Consider the following 17,211-nt stretch of genomic DNA (forward strand, 5'->3'; position numbering starts at 1 on the left):
AGGGCGCCGGAACACATAACGTTCCGGCCCCTTAACGAGCGCATCCGGTCCATTACAGTGCTGGACGGACCAGTGAACAGACCAGTGACCGGTATACGGAAAGGGCGCGTCGTGACCACCACAGCCGCCGCCGTGTGGGGCCGCACCGAACAGCAGGACTTCCGGGCCCGGGTCCGCGGCTGCCTCCTGGGCGGGGCGGTCGGCGACGCGTTCGGCGCCGGCGCGGCCGGCCGCCCCCTCGCCGCGCTGCGCGAGGCGCACGGCCCCGAGGGCCTGACCGACCTGGTCCCCGCGTATGGCCGCCGGGGCGCGATCACGGCCGCCACCCAGATGTCCCTGTTCACCGTCGACGGCCTGATCCGCGCCCAGGTCCGCCGCGACACCGGCGTCTGGCACCCGCCCACCGACGTCCACCGCGCCCATCTGCGCTGGGCCGCCACCCAGCGCGACTGGGGCCCCGACGAGCGGCGGCGGGACCTGGGCTGGCTGGCCCGCGAGGAGTGGCTGTACGCCCGCCGCGACCCGGCCCGGGCCTGCCTCACCGGCCTCGGCGACGACGTCCTCGGCACGCTCGACCGGCCCAAGAACCCGGACGCCGCCGACTCCGGCGCCCTGGTCCGCTCGGCACCCTTCGGCCTGCTCGTCGGCTGGGAGCCGCAGCTGGTCTGCCAGCTCGCCGTCGAGTGCGCCGCCCAGACGCACGGCGCCCCCGCCGCGTACCTCTCGGCCGGCGCCCTCGCCGTCGTCGTGCACGGCGTGGCCCGCGGCGACAGCGTCGACGGCGCCGTCCGCACCGCCCAGACGCAGCTGGCCCCGCGCCCGGGCCACGAGCCGGTCACCGAGGCCCTGGAGGCCGCCCTCGCCGCCGTACGGGAGGGCGTGCCGGACGCGGAGCGGGTCACGGCCCTCGGGGCGGGCGAGGACCGCGCCGAGGCCCAGCTCGCCGCGGCCGTCTACTGCGCCCTGGTCGCCGAGGACATCCGCCACGGCCTGCGCCTCGCGGTCAACCACGACGGCCCGTCGGCGGCCACCGGCACCCTCACGGGCGCCCTCCTCGGCGCCCTCCACGGCGAGACGGCCCTGCCGCCGGCCTGGCTGGTCGAGCTGGAGGGCCGGGCCACGGTCCTCGCGCTCGCCGACGACTTCGCGCTGGAGATGACCCAGGGCCCGGCGCTGCACGGCCCGTCGGTCCCGGCCTCGGCCTCGGGCTGGCTGGCCCGCTATCCGAGGGGATAGCCGCGGCCCGGCGGCTATCTCATCAGCTCGCCGGCGTTGACCAGCAGCGACTGTCCGGTGATCGCCCGCGCCCGGTCCGAGGCCAGGAAGGCCGCCGCCTCCGCGACGTCGCCGTCCGTCGCCAGCTCCGGCAGCGCCATCCGCTCGGTGAGCCGGGCGAGCACCTCCGCCTCCGGGACCTGCTCGGTGTGCGCGGTGAACTGAACGTACGCCTGCACCGGCGGCCCCCACATCCAGCCCGGCAGCACGGTGTTGACCCGGATGCGGTGCGGGCCGAGCTCGCGCGCCAGCGAGTACATGGCCGAGGTCAGCGCGCCCTTGGACGCCGCGTACGCCGCCTGCCGCACCTGCGAGGGCGCGGCCACCGCCGACTGGGTGCCGATCAGGACGACCGAGCCGCCCCGCTCCTTGAGCGCGGGCAGGCAGGCCCGGGTCATCCGCAGGGTGCCGAGCAGGTTGACGTCGAGCACGCCCTGCCAGGTGGTGAAGTCGGCGTCCTCGAGCCCGCCGAAGTACGAGTCCCAGGCGGCCACGTGGACCACGGCGTCGATCCCGCCGAACCGCTCCACCGCGAGCGCGGCCAGCGCCTCGCACTGCGCCTCGTCGGTGATGTCGGTGGCGCGGTACGCGGTCCTGGTGCCGTCCGGGTCGATCTCGGCGGCCGACTTGGCCAGGTTGGCCCCGGTGCGCGCGCCGAGGACCGCGCGGCCCCCGTCCCGTACCACCGTCTCGGCGATCCGGTGCCCGAGCCCGGCGCCGACGCCCGAGACGACGACGGTCTTTCCCTGAAGCAGCATCGACGCCCTCCCGGACCCTGGTCATGTATCTGACGGTCCGTCAGAGTAGGTCGGTGTCGCCGACAAGGGAAGGGGAACGAGGATGAGCGAACCGAGGACGAGTGAACCGAGGACGAGCGAACCGGGCAGGAGCGAACCGAGGGCGAGCGAGCCGAGGGCGAGCGAATCGGACAGGAGCGAACCGAGGACGAGTGAACCGGGCAGAAGCGAGCCGAGGGCGAGCGACCCGAGGGCGAGCGAGGCGTACGGGGAGCTGGCGGCGGTCGGGCCGTACGGTGTGCGCCCCGGCCACGCGCTGATCACCATGGTGGAACCGCACCCGGGCCACGAGTACGCCTACAACCGCTGGTACGAGGACGACCACTACTACGCGGGCGCCATGGCCATGCCCTGGATGTACGCGGGCCGCCGCTGGGTCGCCACGCGCGAGCTCCAGCTCCTGCGCGGCCCGGAGAAGTCCGCGGTCGCCCAGCCGGTCACCGCCGGCTGCTACCTCTCCACGTACTGGATCACCGACGGCCGCTACGACGAGCACATGAAGTGGACCGTCGCCATCAACAAGCGCCTCAACCGGGACGCCCGGGTCTACCACGACCGCACCCACGTCTTCACGTCGTTCCAGGACCACGAGGTGACCGTCTACCGCGACGGGGCCGCCGGTCCGCGCGACTTCCACGCCCTCGACCATCCGTACGGCGGTCTGATCCTCCAGGTCATCGACACGGAGGGGCCCGAGCGGCGGGCCGAACTGGTCGAGCGGCTGCGCTCGCGCGAGCTGCCGCGGCGGCTCGCCGGCTCGCCGGCCGCGATGGTCACGGTCTTCCGGCCCACGCCGCTGCCCGGCGACCGGATGACGTACGTGAAGCAGGTGGAGGGCGTCGACACCCGGCTGACCCTGCTGTGGTTCCTGGAGGCCGACCCGCGCACATGCTGGGAGGACCGTTTCGCCGACCTCGCCTCCGTGGAGTGGGGCGGCCGGGTGGAGCTGGTGGCGCCGTTCGTCCCCACGGTGCCGGGGACGGACCGGTACGTCGACGAGCTGAGGTGAAGGTGACGGTGGCGGTGATGGTGGCGGTGACACCGGTCGGCGGCGGCGGGAAAACGCCGAGCCCCCTCGGCCAGGACGGCGGACCGGTCGAGAGGGCTCATTCCGTACTGCGCTGATTGCGCGAACGCGGTGCGAAGTGCGCGCGGGGTCACACGGCCCCGGCGCTCACCTCGCCCACGAACGCGTTCCACGAGGCCGGGCCGAAAGAGAGGGAAGGGCCCTCCGGTGCCTTCGAGTCGCGCACGTCGATCGCGTTCACGACGGGGGACTTGACCTCGACACAGGCGCCGTTTCCGCCGGAATACGAGGACTTCGTCCAGCTGTCGGTCGCGCCCTGGATAATGGCCATTCTTCTCAACTCCGGTTCTACGAGAGGTGCGTCGGGTTCCCGCCAATGTTCCTGGCGGGTGTGATCGACGCTACTCGCACCGCCCCGTCCTGCGGGACCGGCGTTCACTCGACCGGATGGCATATTCCAAGTGAGCTTCCGCCGCGGTGAGCCGGGGGTGTACCGTACCGGCCTCTTCCCCCGCGCCCCGGTCGAATGGCCGCCGAATGACGGGATTCAGGCCGGGACGCCCGCGGAGTTCCTCATTCGCCCCTCAATCGTCCGATTCTCCGTCGAGGTCGGTTCCGGCGTCGGCGTACCGCTTCGCCATTTTCATGATGTACGCCCGGGTGTCGTCCGCATTCAGCGCCTGTGCCCGCAGGTGCTCGTACATCACGCTGTACTTGCCGACGTCCTGCGCCTTCTCCAGATAGAGGTCGCTCGTCACGCCCTCGATGTAGACCACGCTGGAGTCCGAGGTGTCCGGGAATTCCAGAATCGCGTAATGCCCGCTGATGCCCGGGTGCGCGCCCATGTGGAACGGCAGCACCTGCACGGTCACATGCGGCAGGTGCGACTGCTCGACCAGGTGCTCCAGCTGCTCCACCATCACCTGCCGGCCGCCCACCACCCGGCGCAGCGCACCCTCGTCGATGACCGCCCACAGCCGCAGCGGACGCTCGCCGTCCTCCCTGATCCGCTCCTGGCGGCGGGTGCGCACCTGGACCCGCTTCTCGATGTCGGCCTGCGTCGACTCCGGCAGCGCGCCGGCGATCACCGCCTCCGCGTAGGCGTGGGTCTGCAGCAGCCCCGGGATGATCTGCGGCTCGTAGACCCGCAGGCTCTCCGCGTCCGTCTCCAGACCGATGTAGACGCTGTACGGGATGTCGCCGAAGGCGTGCCACCAGCCCTGCTGGCGCGAGTCCTTGGCCATTTGCATCAGCGAGTCGACCACCCGCTCGTCCTCGACCTCGTACACCCCGCACAGATCGCGGACGTCACGCTGGCTGATCGAACGCCGGCCGTTCTCGAGGCGGCTGATCTTGGACTGGGAGACGAGCAGACGCTCGGCGACCTGCTCGGCCGTCATGTTCTTCGCCTCCCGGAGCCGGCGCAGCTCCTGGCCCAATCGGCGTCGCCTGACGGTGGGGTTGACACTGGACGCCACGGAAACTGCACCTCCGGCTGTCGGCTGCGTAGCTGTGAGTATCTACTGCTTGGCAGACTGCCACCAAAGGTGCGGTGTGCGCTGGAAAACGACCAGAGATGCGCGGGCGGGGCGGTCGTATTGGACGACCGCCCCGCACACGTATGCGGCTCCCGGTGCGGACCGGTGCGGACCGGTGGTGAACCGGTGGCGGACCGCTGGTGAGGGGGGCCCGGGGCCCGGGCGACCGCGTGGGGGCGGGACCGGGGGCCGGGGGCCTGGGTGGTTCGGGTCTTGCGGTGAGGTGCAGTGCGGCGCGCTGCAGTGCGGTGCACTGCAGTGCGGTGCGCTGCGGTGTGTTGCGACGTGATGTGGTGCGGTGTGCTGCGGTGGGTGGGCCCTGTGGGTCCGGTGGTCGCATGACGACCGGACTCTGCGGGTCCGGTCGTCACATGGCGACGCGCGCCATGGTCGCGCGGCGCGGCTGGGACGGCACCGCGCCGCCCGCCGTCGTGCTGCCGGCGTTGCCCGTCGCGCTACGGCGGGGCTGGGCGCCCGCGCCGTTCTGGACGTCGAGGACGGCGTGGGCCACGAGGCCGCCCATCGGGTCGTGCCGGATCAGGTCGCGCAGCCGGGACCGCGACGACCGTCCTTCGTTGCCGGGGTACAGGTGCTTGCCGAGACCGACCGCGTGGGCCAGCGCGGCGAGCGCCGCGGTCCGCGGGTCCGGCGGTACGCCGGTGCGGATCGCACTGTCCAGCCGGGCCCTGATCTCCCGGCTGATGGCCGTGTCCGTCGCCTGGTAGCGAGTCGTCGGCAGCACCCCGCACATCTGGCCCTCCACGGCATGGACCATGCCGCATCGCTCCAGATGCGAGAGATACGTCTGGCGCAGCCCCAGTCGGGGCCCGCCGATCCAGTGGACGGCCCGTACCGGACTGCCGCGCCTGCGCAGCAGTTCCAGTGCGGAGTCCAGAGTCGGATCTCCGGTCGGCCGTGGCATCACCACGGCGATACGATCCCCGTCAGGGGCTATCCGTCCTGCCAGAGCCAGCTCCACTAGCTGTGCTCCGGCCAGGCCGAGGTCGAGCGACTGCGGCTGCGCTGTGGTACCCGTGGCCGGGTCCAGAGCGAGCAGCAGAAGCTCCTCCGGAATTGTTCTGCGGCTCCTGCCCATCCATGCCTCCCCGCGTGGATGAATGACAGGGTGACCCCTCTCACATTCATCTGTCGAGAGCGCCTGGGTGCTTCGTCCGGGAACCAGTAGGTATGTCGTTCTCGTCTAGCACGGGAGCCGAGGGGTTCACACAGGACACTGTTGGTTGTTCGTTCGTAGTAGTCATGTGAAGGCACGGAGGAGGCACGGTGGCGGGCGAGTCCCCCGACAAGGCGGAGCAGGGTGAGGGCCGGGACCCGCGGCTGTCGGTCGTCCAGGACCGCGACCGCGACCGGGTAGACCAGCCGACGGCGGTCTTCAAGGCGCTGACCCCGCGCACGGCCCCGGAGGACGAGCCGGGGGAGCCGGAGGCGGCCGAGGAGCCCGTGGAGCCGGCCGGGGAGGCGTCGGCGAAGGCGGAGGACGAGGCCGGGGAGTCCTCGGCGCCGACCGGAGGCGAGGACGAGTCCGAGGTCGCGCCCGAGGACGAGGCCGAGGCCCGGGAGAAGTCCGGGCCGGAGGCCGAGGCGCCCGCTGCGAGCGAGTCCTGGTTCGCCGTGCGCAAGCCTGTCGCGGGCGAGCCGGAGTCCGGGTCCGAGCCGGAGGCGAAGCGCGAGCCCGAGCCGAAGCCTGAGTCGAATCCGGAGCCGAAGGCCGAGGAGAAGGCCGAGCCGAAGGCGGACGAGAAGCCGAAGCCTGGGTCGACGGACGACGCCGAGGACAAGGCGAAGCCCGAGTCGAAGCCGGAGCGGCAGCCCGAGTCGAAGGCCGAGTCCGAGCCGGAGCGGGAGGCCGAGTCGAAGGCCGAGTCGAAGCCGGAGCGGGAGGCCGAGTCGACGTCGCAGCCCGCACCCGAGCCGAAGGCCGAACCCAAGTCGCAGCCCGCGCCGGAGCCGAAGCCCCAGCCCGTCGACCAGCCGACCGCCGTCTTCAAGGCGGTCAAGCCGCCGGTCGTCGACCAGCCGACGACCGCGCTCAAGCTGCCGCCCAGGTCCACCTTCCGCCCGCTCCAGGGCGACATCACCCAGGAGCAGGCGAAGCCGGCGAACGCGTCCGCCTCCCCGACCGCGTCCGCCTCCGCGCCCACGGCCACGCCCGCGCCCGCCTCCAAGGCGGAGCCCCAGGCGGCGCCGAGGTTCGCGCAGGCCGCGCCCGTCCCCGTACCCCCGTCGCTCACCGAGCCGGAGCGGACCAAGCAGCAGCCGCTGCCGCCGCGCCCGCCGCTGGAGATCCTCGCCGAGCTGACGAACACTCCGCCGCCGCCGGAGACCACGCTGCGCACGACGGTGCGCCGGGTGAAGATCTGGACCCCGCTGGTCCTGCTCCTCCTGGTCGTGTTTGCGGTCGTACAGATCGTGCGCCCGCTCCCGGACCCCAAGCTGGTGCTCTCCGCCGCTCCTCAGTTCTCCTTCGAGGGCGGCGAGCCGAACATCCCGTGGCCGTCCGAGGGCCAGGGCGCGGCCGAGGTCGAGGGCGTCGGTTCGCTCGGTACGTACGGGGCGCAGCAGCCGGCTCCGATCGCGTCCATGGCGAAGACGATGACGGCGTACGTGATCCTGCGCGACCACCCCATCAAGGGGAACGAGGAGGGTCCGCAGATCGAGGTCGACAAGACCGCCGGCGAGCAGGCGAAGGCGAAGGACGAGTCGACGGCCCCGATCAAGGAGGGCCAGCGCTACTCGGAGAAGGAGCTCCTCGAGCTGCTCATGATCCCTTCGGGCAACAACGTGGCGCGGCTGCTCGGCCGCTGGGACGCCGGTTCGGAGGAGGCGTTCGTCGCGAAGATGAACGCCGCCGCCAAGGAGCTGGGGATGACGGGGTCGACGTACACGGACCCGTCCGGTCTGCAGTCGACGACCATGTCGACCCCGCTCGACCAGCTGAAGCTGGCGAAGGCGGTCATGCAGTTCGACGTGTTCCGCGAGGTCGTGGACATGCCGAACGTGACGGTCGACGGCATCCCGACCCGGATCGAGAACAACAACACGATCCTTCTCGAGCCGGGTGTCGCGGGCATCAAGACGGGTTCGTCGACGCCGGCCGGCGGCAACCTGCTGTGGGCCGCGTACACGGTGGTCGACGGCGAGAAGCGCCGGATCGTCGGCGTCACGATGGGCGCCAAGGACGCGGCGCAGCTCTACCAGAAGCTGGACCTGGCGATCGCGTACAGCCTCAAGGTCATCCAGAAGGCGCAGAAGGTCGTCACCTCCGCCACCGTGGTGAAGAAGGGGCAGGTCGTCGGCTATGTGGACGACGGCCTCGGCGGCCGTACGCCGGTCGTGGCCACCAAGGACGTCAAGGCGATCGGCTGGCCGGGCCTGAAGGTCTCCCTGACGCTCGGCCCCGGCGGCAAGGCCGTACCGCACAAGGGCAAGGCCGGGGACGTGGTCGGCGAGGTGTCGATCGGCACGGGCACCGGCAAGGTCAGCGCACCGGTGGCGCTGGAGAAGGACCTGGCGGAGCCGGGCTACGACAAGAAGCTCACCCGCCTGGGCTGACCCGGCAGAGGGCGACCCGGTCGGGGGCGACCCCGGCCGGGCTGATCCGAATGGTCGGCCCGGGCCGGACCGACCTGGCCGGACGGACCTGGCCGGACGGACCTGGCCTGACCGACCCGGCCGGACCGACCCCGCCGGGCCGACCTCGCCGGGGCCGGTCCGGGGCCGGGGCGCCGGGCCGACCCGCCCGCGCATGACCCGACTGGACTGATGTGGGCAGGCGCCCGGGAGCCACCCGGGCGCCTGCCTGTTAGCGTTCGGTCGGGGACGAGAGAAAGGCAGCAGAGGCAGGGGACAGGGGAGAGGGCCGCAGTTTGACCACCGTCGAGCCGACACGCGCCACCGAGGCCGGACCCATGGACTCTGCTTCACCATCGCGAATAGATCTGCCGTCTCCGCGGCCGCCCGCGCCGGTGGACGTCGTGTCCCCGTCCTGGCGGGACAAGCGCCGCTTCACGGTTCTGGTGGCGACGGCCGCGGCCGCGCTCACCCACCTCCTCTGGTTCTTCTTCTTCGCCAACAGCGGCGGGGACCTGGCGGCGCAGGACGCCTGGGCGGAGTTCGTCGGGCGGCACCCGGACTCGGCGTACAACCTCGCCTGGTACGGCGGGATGCACCCGGTCTCGTACAGCGTGGTGTCCCCGTACGTCATGTCCGTGCTCGGCGTGCGGACGACGATGATGATCGCCGGGACGCTGTCGGCGGCCCTGACCGCGCTGATCCTGGTGCGGGTGCGGGCGGTGCGCAATCCGCTCGCGTGCGCGCTCGCCGGGGTCTTCGCGTTCCTGTGCAACGCGCTGTCGGGGCGGGTGACGTTCGGGCTCGGCATGATGTTCGCGCTGGGGGCGGTCGCGGCGGTGTTCTGCTGGCCGCACCGCTGGCGCTACCGGCGCTGGGCGAAGGCGGCGGTCGCCGCGCCGCTCGCCGGGATCGCGACGGCGTGCAGCCCGGTGGCGGGGCTGTTCCTGGGCGTGGTCGCGGCGGCGCTCTTCCTCAACAAGCGGCGCCCGGGAGCGTACGCCCTCGGGCTCGCCCCGGTCGCGGTCGTGGCGCTGTCGGCGTGGCTGTTCCCCTTCTCGGGCACGCAGCCGATGTCGCTGATGTCGATGAGCCTGCCGTTCCTCTTCGGCGTCCTGGTGCTGGTCCTGGTCCCGCGGGAGTGGCGCACGGTGCGGACGGCGGCGGCCGTGTACGCGGCCGGCACGCTGCTGACCTGGCTGATCGACTCGCAGATCGGCTCGAACGTCTCCCGCCTCTCGATGCTCTTCGCGGGCGTGGTGCTGCTCGCCGCCCTGCCGTACGCGCGGCCGCGCTCGCGCCGCTGGTACGCGATCGTGCTGGCCTTCGTCGGCCTCAACGTGTGGATCGGCTTCAAGGGCGTCGACGACGTGATCCGCACCGCGCCGGACGCCTCGTGGGCGCGCGAGGTCGCCCCGCTGATCAACCAGCTCCAGGTGCGCGGCGCCGAGCAGGCCCGCGTCGAGGTCGTGCCGGCCTCCAGCCACCGCGAGTCCTCGGCCCTCGCCCCGTACATCAACCTGGCCCGCGGCTGGAACCGCCAGGCCGACATCGAGCGCAACCCGCTCTTCTACGACGACACCCTCAACGCCGCCAACTACCACGACTGGCTCGACCGCTGGGCCGTCCACTACGTCGTCCTCCCGACCGGCGCCCCGGACTCGGGGGCCGAGCGCGAGGCGGAGCTGGTCGACGACGGCCTGCCGTACCTCAGGCAGGTCTGGTCCGACGACAACTGGCGGCTCTACGAGGTCACCGACCCGATGCCCCTCGCCGACCCGCCCGCCCGCGTCGAACGCGCCGGGGCCAACGAGGTCGTCCTCCACCTCGACGCCCCCGGCCGCGTCCGCATCCGCGTCCCCTACTCCCCGTGGCTCGCGCTCCTCGACGCCAACGGCGCCAAGATCGAACCCCCGCAGGAGACGGAGGCCTCGAAGAAGGCCCGCGAGTCCGCCGCCGACTCCGACAAGGAGCCGCCCAGGGTCTTCGCCAACGAGCAGGGCTGTCTGCTGAAGTCGGCTCCGGACGCGGACGGCGACGAGTGGACCGAACTCCTGGCCCCGAAGCCGGGCACGTACCGCCTGGGCGCCCCGTACAAACTGTTCCCGCGCGGCACGGCCTGCCCGGAAGAACTGCGCTGACCGCTACGCGAGGCCGGTGGGGCTGACCGCTAGGCGAGGCCGGTGGGGCTGACCGTTACGCGAGGTCGGTGGAGCTGACCGCTAGGCGAGGCTGGTGGATCTGACCTCTACACGAGGCTGGTGGATCTGACCTCTACACGAGGTCGGTGGAGAGGGCGACCTGCCGCCACTGGTCGAGCTCCCGCCGGACCAGATCCAGCTTCGCCTCGACGCGCTCGACGGCGTCCGCGCCCAACTGCAGCCGCAGCGGCGGCTCGGCGGCCTCGGTGACGTCGACGATGGCCCTGGCGGCCTTCACCGGATCGCCCGGCTGACGCCCGTCGACCTGCGCCAGCGCCTCGCGCACCGGCCCGGCGCCGACGGCGTAGTCACCGATGGAGGCCGGTTCGATCCGGATGCTGGAGCCGTTCAGGAAGTCGGTACGGAAGCCCCCCGGCTCGACGATCGTGACGCGGATCCCCAGCGGGGCCAGCTCGGCGTGCAGCGCCTCGGAGATCCCCTCGACGGCGAACTTCGACGCCCCGTAGAGCCCGACCGCCGGCGCGGTGGCGAACCCGCCGACGGAGCCGATGTTCAGCACATGCCCGGACCGCTGCGCCCGCAAGGTCGGCAGCGTCGCCCGCAAGGTGTTCAGGACCCCGAACACATTGACGTCGAACAGCTCCCGCACCGCCTTGTCGGACGTCTCCTCGACCGCGCCCACGAGCCCGTACCCGGCATTGCACACCACCACATCGATCCGCCCAAACTCCGCGACCCCGGCCTCCACCGCCCCGGCCAACTCCCCGGCGTCGGTCACATCCGCCCGCACCGCCAACAGCCCCGCCGGCCGCTCCGGATAAGCCCGCACCACCGCCGCCACGTCCCGGGCCGTAGCGACCACCCGATGCCCCCGCCCCAACGCCTCCCGAGTAACCGCGGCCCCGAGCCCCCGCGCCGCCCCGGTGACAAACCACACGCCCATGTTCTCCCCTGCCTGATCGGTCGGCCGTTCGACAGCGCGACGCTAGACGTTGGAGTGCGCTCTAGATCAAGCCCAGGAGTACACCCGGGGACATGGCAAAGGCCCCGGACCATGATCGGTCCGGGGCCTCTGCGCTTGTGCCCCCGGCAGGATTCGAACCTGCGACACCCGCTTTGGAGTTCGATCGGACCGACCGTACGCAACCAACGACCGAGGGCTCCCCTGCCGCTGCTGGCTGCCTGCGGCCTTTCGCATCCACCGCTGTTGATGTCAGCCGTGGATGTCAGCCGCCGTCCGTCCCTAACAGGCTCACCCGCTCGGGCGGCTGCAGCCCCAGCCAACGGCCCACCCACTACTAGGCATTGCAACCGACGGGTTGCCCTAGAGCCAAGATAGAACTAACGTTCGACCTCGATGGGTTCCAAAAATCGACCCTCGCGTGAGGTACGATTTTTGGAACCTATCCGTGCTGGAGGTCACGTGGAACCCGTGTGTCACGTTGGCGTTGCGGCCGTGCAGCGCCTGAGCGAGTTGGGCCTCGCGCCTGAGGACCTGCACAAGGCGATCGCTGGCGGTTCGGCTGAGGCTCGACTGTGCACGGAAATGGACGCACCGGGCATGGCGGGCTACGCCTTCTGGTCCCGGAGTAATCGCACCTTCCGGGAGCGAATGGTTCGTAAGGGTTGGACGTACAGTAACGCTCAGTCAATCCTACGCACCATTCACCCGGCCGGCACCTTCGCGATCACTGCGGTTAGTGGCTCAGGTATGGTGGGCGAAGAGGCTGCGAGCTTCTCGGGCGACGTTCGGACTAAGAATCCGAAAGGTGGCGCTATCGCGAAGCTCGTGGAGCGGAATTACGTGCAACTCCCGCTCTTCCCGGTCGCACTCTCCTCCGGGGTGGACGACCTGGAGGCAAATGACCTGCCGACGTGGTTCCTCCTCTACAAGTCGAGCAAGGATGGTCTTAGCTTCGAGTTGTCACTTCCTGTAGAAATGCACGGGAAGCACGTGGATACATGGCGAGAGCGCATCATTCTCGATGACAACCCGTTCCTTGGAGCCGAGTTCGATATCAAGCGTCTGGATGAGGTGCCCGCCATGGCGCCAGTGGAAGTCCCCGTCGAATTCAAGGGAGCCCAGTAAGGTCCCTTTGAGGCCAGGAGAGAGTCATGCTAACTGCTTCGCGATTGGTTCTAGCGCGAAAGAGGAGGCGCATGACTCTTTCTGGTCTGTCCAAGGAGTCCGGCATCTCCGTTCGCAGTCTCACGGCATTCGAAAACGGTCACAAGGTGCCATCCATGGAGACGCTTAGCTCGCTATCCGAGGCGCTTGAGTTGCCGGTCTCCTTCTTCACTGCTCAGGACGTTGACGAGCTGGCAGTCGACGCGGTCAGCTTTCGAGCGCTATCGAAGATGAGTGCCCTAGACCGAGATTCTGCGCGAGGTGCTGGCCGCATTGTCGTTGAGATCAATGACTGGATTGAGCAGAGGTTCGCACTCCCTCGCGCCGATGTCCCGACCCTCCCGCATCTTCCGCCCGAAGAAGCGGCGGAACGGGTCCGTGCGCTTTGGGGCCTAGGTGAAGCTCCGATTCCTAATATGGTGCACCTGCTGGAATCCCACGGAGTGCGAGTTTTCTCTCTTGCCGCCGACTGCTCTTCAGTTGACGCCTTCTCTTTCCGCTGGAAGCGCACCAATCCATTTGTCGTATTGAATCTTGAGAAAAGCGGAGAGCGCGGGCGCTTTGATGCGGCTCATGAACTTGGTCATCTCGTCATGCACTCCGAACATCGAATTCCCCATGGAGCCGAGGCGGAGCAGGAGGCTCAGCAATTTGCTTCCTCCTTCTTGATGCCGAGGTCCGGACTGCTGGCTCAGCGGCTCTACGCGGCAGATGCACGGAGGATCCTTAGCGCCAAGCTGAAATGGCAGGTCGCGGCTGTCGCCCTGGCGTATCGATTGAAGGACCTTGATCTTCTTTCGGAATGGAATTACCGCACGGCAGTGAAGCAGCTTTCGCAAATGGGGTATCGTAGCGGTGAGCCCGGCGGTATCAATCGGGAGAGTTCGCAGCTCCTGAGTAAGGTTTTCGCTGCCCTGCGGGCCCAAAAAATCTCAATTCACGAGATGGCGGATGATCTCAACTTGACTGTTGAGGAACTAAATCTCCACGTGTTTGGTCTGGTCCCGACAGTCTTGGAGGGCGGGGATCGGCTCAGTGCTCCCATCCGCCCCAGCCTCAAGCTTGTCGGTCGGTGAGTTCTAGTCCTTGCGAGGACAGGCCGGCGACGTGGGCGACGTCGGCGACGAGCACGGCGCCGGCCTACGGAGCCGACGCCGAGGGGTCCTGTACGACGACGATCCCAAGGGACGTCGCCGGCGCGCTGTGCCGCTGCCCGCCATGTGCATCGCGCCTCTCCGCTGGCATCGGATGCGGCAGAACGATCAGCGGGCCAAGGCGGGGAGGAGTGGAAGGGGAGTGACTACGTCTTCACGACACGTTCGGGCAGCCCGGTCGAGCCGCGCAACGTGTACCGCTCCTTCACCCGCGTTGCCGCATCCGCCGGTCTCCGGGTGATCCGGCTGCACGATGCCCGGCACGGGACGGCGACGCTGCTCACCGCCGCCGGCGTCGCGCCCCGCGTCGTGATGGAGATCCTCGGCCACAGCCAGATCAGCATCACCATGGACGTGTACACGCACGTCGTCCAGGACACCCAGCGCGAGGCGATCAGCCACATGGACCGGCTGCTCAGGAGGCGGCCCGGCCGTGAGTGACCGCCGCCGTTGATGTCAGCCGTGGATGTCAAAGGGCACCTAGTGACGTCACTAGCTGCCCTTTTCCCTTGTGCCCCCGGCAGGATTCGAACCTGCGACACCCGCTTTAGGAGAGCGGTGCTCTATCCCCTGAGCTACGAAGGCGGGATACAACGCTCGACAGTGTAGCGGGTGGGCCGGGCGGGGCCGGGGAGTCCGGGAGGAGGCGGGGAAGCCCTTGGTAGATGGTCTGTGCGGAGATAGTCTGTGCGTAGATGAAGTTGGATGCGAGGGGGCGGGGATCGCCGTGTGGGTGTACGAGCACAGTGTCGAGACCGAGGCGGCCGGGCGGGCCGTCTGGGAGCTGTGGGCCGATGTGGAGAACTGGGGGGAGTGGAACGCCGACATCAAGGGCATCGCGATCGACCGGCCCTTCGGCGAGGGGGCCGGGATCGTGATGAATCCGGGGACGGAGGAGGCGGTCGAGCTGGTCGTCACCGAGGCGGTGGTCGGGGAGCGGTTCGTGGACGAGGCGCGGTTCGGGGGGCTGGTGTTGCGGACGATGCACCGGGTCGGGGCGGGCGAGCGGGCGCGGACGCGGGTCACGTACCGGATGGAGATCACCGGGGACGGCGTCGACGAGCTCGGGCCGCAGGTGGGGCCTGCGGTGACCGGGGACTGGCCCGAGACGATGGCGGCGCTGGTGAAGGCCGCGCTCGCGAAGGTGGGGGAGCGGTGATGGCGGCGCTCGAACCGGCGGAGAGTCCCGGGTTCCTGCTCTGGCACGCCACGCTGCGCTGGCAGCGGGACATCGGGGCCGCGCTTGCGCCGCTGGGGCTGACGCATGTGCAGTTCGTGCTGCTCGCCTGTGCCTGGTGGCTCAACGAGCGCGGCGAGCGGCCGCAGCAGCAGGCGCTGGCGCGGCAGGCCGGGACCGACGTGAAGATGACGTCGCAGGTACTGAAGGCGCTGGAGGCCAAGGGGCTCGTCGAGCGGGAGGTCGACCCGGCGGACACCCGGGCCAAGCGGCTGCGCGTGACGGCGGCGGGGGCGGAGCTGGCGCCGCGGGCGATCGCCGTCGTCGAGGAGGTCGACGCGCGGTTCTTCCCCGCGGACGTACGGGCGGGGGCCGTGGCCCTGCTCCGGCGCATCGCCGAGCCGACGGAAGGTTAACTGCCCGGCTCCGCAAGGAGGCTGGTGACCTGCCACACGCGAACGTTTACGATACGGACCAACCGGTTTTGTTTCCGCATCCTTGTCGAACCGGTTGGGTGGTTTTATTCTCGAATTGTGGACGCGTGAAGCATCCGGTTGGAAACGCCAGCCTTACGGTCTACTTCGCACCGTGAGGTACGGAGGATGTAGTGGCACAGCAAGAACGCGCCATCCGCACACGCCAGAAGATCGTGCTCGCGGCGGCCGAACTGTTCGACGAGGTCGGCTACGAGGCCGCGACGATCTCCGAAGTGCTGAAGAGGTGCGGGGTCACCAAGGGGGCCCTCTATTTCCACTTCTCCTCCAAGGAGGAGCTCGCCCAGGAGGTCCTCGCCGGTCAGGTCGCGGCCCTGCCTCCCGTGCCGCAGCGTGAGCTCTTCCTCCAGACGCTCACCGACGAGGCCCTCGTCCTCGCCCATCTCCTGCACATCGCCGACCCCATGGTGCGCGGCAGCGTCCGCCTCACCGTCGACCAGGGCTCCCCGCTCGACGGCCTCGACCGCCGGGTCCCGATGCAGGGCTGGATCGACCACAACGTGGACGTCCTGACCAAGGCGAAGGCGGCCGGCGAGCTGCTGCCGCACGTCGACATCCCCGCCACCGCCAGCCTCTTCACGGGCAGTTTCACCGGCGTGCAGGTCCTCTCCAAGATCATGACCCAGCACGCGGACATGGTGGAGCGGGTCTCCGACCTCATGCGCACCATCGTCAGCGCCATCACCGTCCCCGGCGTACTCGTCCGCCTCGACTTCTCGCCCTCGCGTGCCGAGCGCGCCTACGGGGAGGCACTCCAGGCGCGCGGCGGGGCCGGGAGCCCTTCCGGCGCGTTGAGTTGACCTCTCGCCAGGTTCCCCTGACAGCTCACAGTTCACAGCTCACAGCTCACTTTTGGTCATGGTGAGGGGTGTCGGTCGAGAGGCGGTCTGCACCTGAACTCGGTTGTGTTGTCGGAGTGTTGGGGGCGCTCCCGGGGCTTCTCCGAGTCCGTACGGCGGGCTAGGTCTTTTCCGTAACGCGAAATACCGCTGGGCCGGTTTGTTAAAGTGCTGGCAAAGTGACGGTTGGCGCTGCGTACGGAGGTCCCTTGGCCAAGCAGGAGCGGGCGATTCGGACGCGCAACGCCCTCGTCGAGTCGGCGGCCGCGCTCTTCGACCGGGACGGCTTCGAGGTCGCCTCGCTCGCGACCATCAGCGCCCGTGCCGGGGTCAGCAGCGGGGCCCTGCACTTCCATTTCCCCAGCAAGGCGGAGCTGGCCGACGCCGTCGTCGCCGCGGCCGGCGAGCGGCTCGTACGGATCACCCGGGAGCGCGAGGCGCTCCCGCTGCAGACCCTCATCGACGCCAGCCACGAACTCGTCCAGGGGCTCCGCTCCGACGCCGTCCTCCGCGCCGGCTTCGCCCTCTCCTCCGCGAACGGTGGACACGGCCAGCCGGCGGCAAAACCGGCGGCAGCGAAGCCAGCGACGGCGGAACCGCAGATGGCAGAACCGCAGACGGCGGAACCGGCGGCCGACTTACGGCGACTGTGGTGCGAGTGGGTCGAGTCCGTCGTGGCACGGGCCGAGCGCGAGGGCCTGCTCGCGCCCGACGTGACGGCCGAGGAGGTGGCGGCGACGGTGGTCGCGGTCGCCGCCGGCCACGCGGCCCTCGGACACCAGGACCCGAGCTGGCTGGAACGGGCCCCGCTCACCCGGTTCTGGGCGTTCCTGCTGCCCAGGGTGGTCGGCGCGGCCCGGGCGGGGCTCTTCGTGGCCTCGGGGAACGGGATCGGGGACAGGAACGGGAACGAGGACGGGAGCGAGGGCGGGAGCGAGGGCCGGGACCAGAGCGGGGACGAGGGCGGGTCCGTGGACCTCTCCTGACGCGTGCTGCCGGGCGCTGGGTAGCGTACGGGCGACGGAGACA

General features: G+C 70.1%; 16 protein-coding genes, 1 tRNA gene and 1 pseudogene. 11 read left to right on the forward strand and 7 right to left on the reverse strand.

Features of this window, described 5'->3' with window-relative positions; genetic code table 11:
- The first annotated feature begins 111 nt into the window (after window positions 1-111).
- Window positions 112-1,236 (forward strand): ADP-ribosylglycohydrolase family protein, encoded by a 1,125-nt coding sequence (locus ACIRSU_RS33415; RefSeq protein WP_403800370.1) that lies wholly within the window; start codon window positions 112-114, stop codon window positions 1,234-1,236.
- Window positions 1,237-1,250: 14 nt separating this feature from the next.
- Here the strand turns inward: ACIRSU_RS33415 and ACIRSU_RS33420 are convergent, their stop codons facing one another.
- Together ACIRSU_RS33420 and ACIRSU_RS33425 are read right to left on the reverse strand one after the other, a co-directional pair.
- Window positions 1,251-2,033, reverse strand: a complete 783-nt coding sequence (locus tag ACIRSU_RS33420; RefSeq protein ID WP_403800373.1) for an SDR family oxidoreductase — start codon at window positions 2,031-2,033, stop codon at window positions 1,251-1,253.
- A 21-nt stretch (window positions 2,034-2,054) separates the two neighbouring features.
- Window positions 2,055-2,339 (reverse strand): hypothetical protein, encoded by a 285-nt coding sequence (locus ACIRSU_RS33425; protein WP_403800375.1) that lies wholly within the window; start codon window positions 2,337-2,339, stop codon window positions 2,055-2,057.
- Here ACIRSU_RS33425 and ACIRSU_RS33430 point away from each other — a divergent pair.
- Window positions 2,311-3,081 (forward strand): hypothetical protein, encoded by a 771-nt coding sequence (locus ACIRSU_RS33430; RefSeq protein ID WP_403800377.1) that lies wholly within the window; start codon window positions 2,311-2,313, stop codon window positions 3,079-3,081. The genes ACIRSU_RS33425 and ACIRSU_RS33430 overlap by 29 nt on opposite strands.
- A gap of 148 nt (window positions 3,082-3,229) precedes the next feature.
- On the opposite strand, the gene ACIRSU_RS33435 is transcribed toward ACIRSU_RS33430, so the two are convergent.
- The 3 genes from ACIRSU_RS33435 to ACIRSU_RS33445 all read right to left on the reverse strand — a co-directional run bounded on the left by ACIRSU_RS33435 (window position 3,230) and on the right by ACIRSU_RS33445 (window position 5,733).
- Window positions 3,230-3,430: a DUF397 domain-containing protein gene (locus ACIRSU_RS33435; RefSeq protein ID WP_403800380.1), complete on the reverse strand. Its 201-nt coding sequence runs from the start codon at window positions 3,428-3,430 to the stop codon at window positions 3,230-3,232.
- Window positions 3,431-3,683: 253 nt separating this feature from the next.
- Window positions 3,684-4,577: a helix-turn-helix domain-containing protein gene (locus ACIRSU_RS33440; protein ID WP_403800383.1), complete on the reverse strand. Its 894-nt coding sequence runs from the start codon at window positions 4,575-4,577 to the stop codon at window positions 3,684-3,686.
- A 427-nt stretch (window positions 4,578-5,004) separates the two neighbouring features.
- Window positions 5,005-5,733 carry a GPP34 family phosphoprotein gene (locus tag ACIRSU_RS33445; protein ID WP_403800385.1) on the reverse strand — a complete coding sequence of 243 codons (729 nt, stop codon included), beginning with the start codon at window positions 5,731-5,733 and terminating at the stop codon, window positions 5,005-5,007.
- A gap of 188 nt (window positions 5,734-5,921) precedes the next feature.
- On the opposite strand from ACIRSU_RS33445, the gene ACIRSU_RS33450 reads away from it, so the two are divergent.
- Both ACIRSU_RS33450 and ACIRSU_RS33455 read left to right on the forward strand, forming a co-directional pair.
- Complete coding sequence (locus ACIRSU_RS33450; RefSeq protein WP_403800388.1) at window positions 5,922-8,210, forward strand: D-alanyl-D-alanine carboxypeptidase; 2,289 nt, start codon at window positions 5,922-5,924, stop codon at window positions 8,208-8,210.
- 314 nt (window positions 8,211-8,524) lie between these two features.
- Complete coding sequence (locus tag ACIRSU_RS33455) at window positions 8,525-10,369, forward strand: MFS transporter (protein ID WP_403800391.1); 1,845 nt, start codon at window positions 8,525-8,527, stop codon at window positions 10,367-10,369.
- A 133-nt stretch (window positions 10,370-10,502) separates the two neighbouring features.
- Here the strand turns inward: ACIRSU_RS33455 and ACIRSU_RS33460 are convergent, their stop codons facing one another.
- Complete coding sequence (locus ACIRSU_RS33460) at window positions 10,503-11,333, reverse strand: oxidoreductase (RefSeq protein ID WP_403800394.1); 831 nt, start codon at window positions 11,331-11,333, stop codon at window positions 10,503-10,505.
- A 513-nt stretch (window positions 11,334-11,846) separates the two neighbouring features.
- On the opposite strand from ACIRSU_RS33460, the gene ACIRSU_RS33465 reads away from it, so the two are divergent.
- The 3 genes and pseudogenes from ACIRSU_RS33465 to ACIRSU_RS33475 form a co-directional block, all read left to right on the forward strand.
- On the forward strand, window positions 11,847-12,479 hold the full coding sequence (locus ACIRSU_RS33465; RefSeq protein ID WP_403800396.1) for a hypothetical protein: 633 nt from the start codon (window positions 11,847-11,849) through the stop codon (window positions 12,477-12,479).
- 26 nt (window positions 12,480-12,505) lie between these two features.
- The gene (locus tag ACIRSU_RS33470; RefSeq protein WP_403800399.1) at window positions 12,506-13,594 is read left to right on the forward strand and encodes a helix-turn-helix domain-containing protein; all 1,089 of its coding nucleotides are present in this window, start codon (window positions 12,506-12,508) and stop codon (window positions 13,592-13,594) included.
- A gap of 73 nt (window positions 13,595-13,667) precedes the next feature.
- A pseudogene (locus ACIRSU_RS33475) lies at window positions 13,668-14,113 on the forward strand (tyrosine-type recombinase/integrase); the annotation flags it as partial.
- Window positions 14,114-14,184: 71 nt separating this feature from the next.
- Here the strand turns inward: ACIRSU_RS33475 and ACIRSU_RS33480 are convergent.
- Window positions 14,185-14,257, reverse strand: a tRNA-Arg gene (locus ACIRSU_RS33480).
- A gap of 148 nt (window positions 14,258-14,405) precedes the next feature.
- Here ACIRSU_RS33480 and ACIRSU_RS33485 point away from each other — a divergent pair.
- The 4 genes from ACIRSU_RS33485 (at window position 14,406) to ACIRSU_RS33500 (ending at window position 17,168) form a co-directional block, all read left to right on the forward strand.
- Window positions 14,406-14,831, forward strand: coding sequence for a polyketide cyclase (locus tag ACIRSU_RS33485; RefSeq protein ID WP_403800402.1), 426 nt, complete (start codon window positions 14,406-14,408; stop codon window positions 14,829-14,831).
- Complete coding sequence (locus tag ACIRSU_RS33490) at window positions 14,831-15,265, forward strand: MarR family winged helix-turn-helix transcriptional regulator (protein WP_403800405.1); 435 nt, start codon at window positions 14,831-14,833, stop codon at window positions 15,263-15,265. Before ACIRSU_RS33485 ends, ACIRSU_RS33490 begins: the two co-directional genes overlap by 1 nt.
- Before the next feature lie 191 nt (window positions 15,266-15,456).
- Window positions 15,457-16,143, forward strand: a complete 687-nt coding sequence (locus ACIRSU_RS33495; RefSeq protein ID WP_403800407.1) for a ScbR family autoregulator-binding transcription factor — start codon at window positions 15,457-15,459, stop codon at window positions 16,141-16,143.
- A 248-nt stretch (window positions 16,144-16,391) separates the two neighbouring features.
- Window positions 16,392-17,168 carry a TetR family transcriptional regulator gene (locus ACIRSU_RS33500; RefSeq protein WP_403800410.1) on the forward strand — a complete coding sequence of 259 codons (777 nt, stop codon included), beginning with the start codon at window positions 16,392-16,394 and terminating at the stop codon, window positions 17,166-17,168.
- Window positions 17,169-17,211: the final 43 nt, after the last annotated feature.

The sequence above is a fragment of the Streptomyces sp. NPDC101160 genome (genome assembly GCF_044768205.1).
Taxonomy (GTDB): domain Bacteria; phylum Actinomycetota; class Actinomycetes; order Streptomycetales; family Streptomycetaceae; genus Streptomyces.

What these genes read in the sequence shown, in the direction of transcription:
- ACIRSU_RS33490 (WP_403800405.1), top strand. Translation starts at nt 14,831, where the DNA reads ATGGCGGCGCTCGAACCGGCGGAGAGTCCCGGGTTCCTGCTCTGGCAC.
- ACIRSU_RS33420 (WP_403800373.1), bottom strand. Translation starts at nt 2,033, where the DNA reads ATGCTGCTTCAGGGAAAGACCGTCGTCGTCTCGGGCGTCGGCGCCGGG.
- ACIRSU_RS33425 (WP_403800375.1), bottom strand. Translation starts at nt 2,339, where the DNA reads ATGGTGATCAGCGCGTGGCCGGGGCGCACACCGTACGGCCCGACCGCC.
- ACIRSU_RS33445 (WP_403800385.1), bottom strand. Translation starts at nt 5,733, where the DNA reads ATGGGCAGGAGCCGCAGAACAATTCCGGAGGAGCTTCTGCTGCTCGCT.
- ACIRSU_RS33460 (WP_403800394.1), bottom strand. Translation starts at nt 11,333, where the DNA reads ATGGGCGTGTGGTTTGTCACCGGGGCGGCGCGGGGGCTCGGGGCCGCG.
- ACIRSU_RS33435 (WP_403800380.1), bottom strand. Translation starts at nt 3,430, where the DNA reads ATGGCCATTATCCAGGGCGCGACCGACAGCTGGACGAAGTCCTCGTAT.
- ACIRSU_RS33470 (WP_403800399.1), top strand. Translation starts at nt 12,506, where the DNA reads ATGCTAACTGCTTCGCGATTGGTTCTAGCGCGAAAGAGGAGGCGCATG.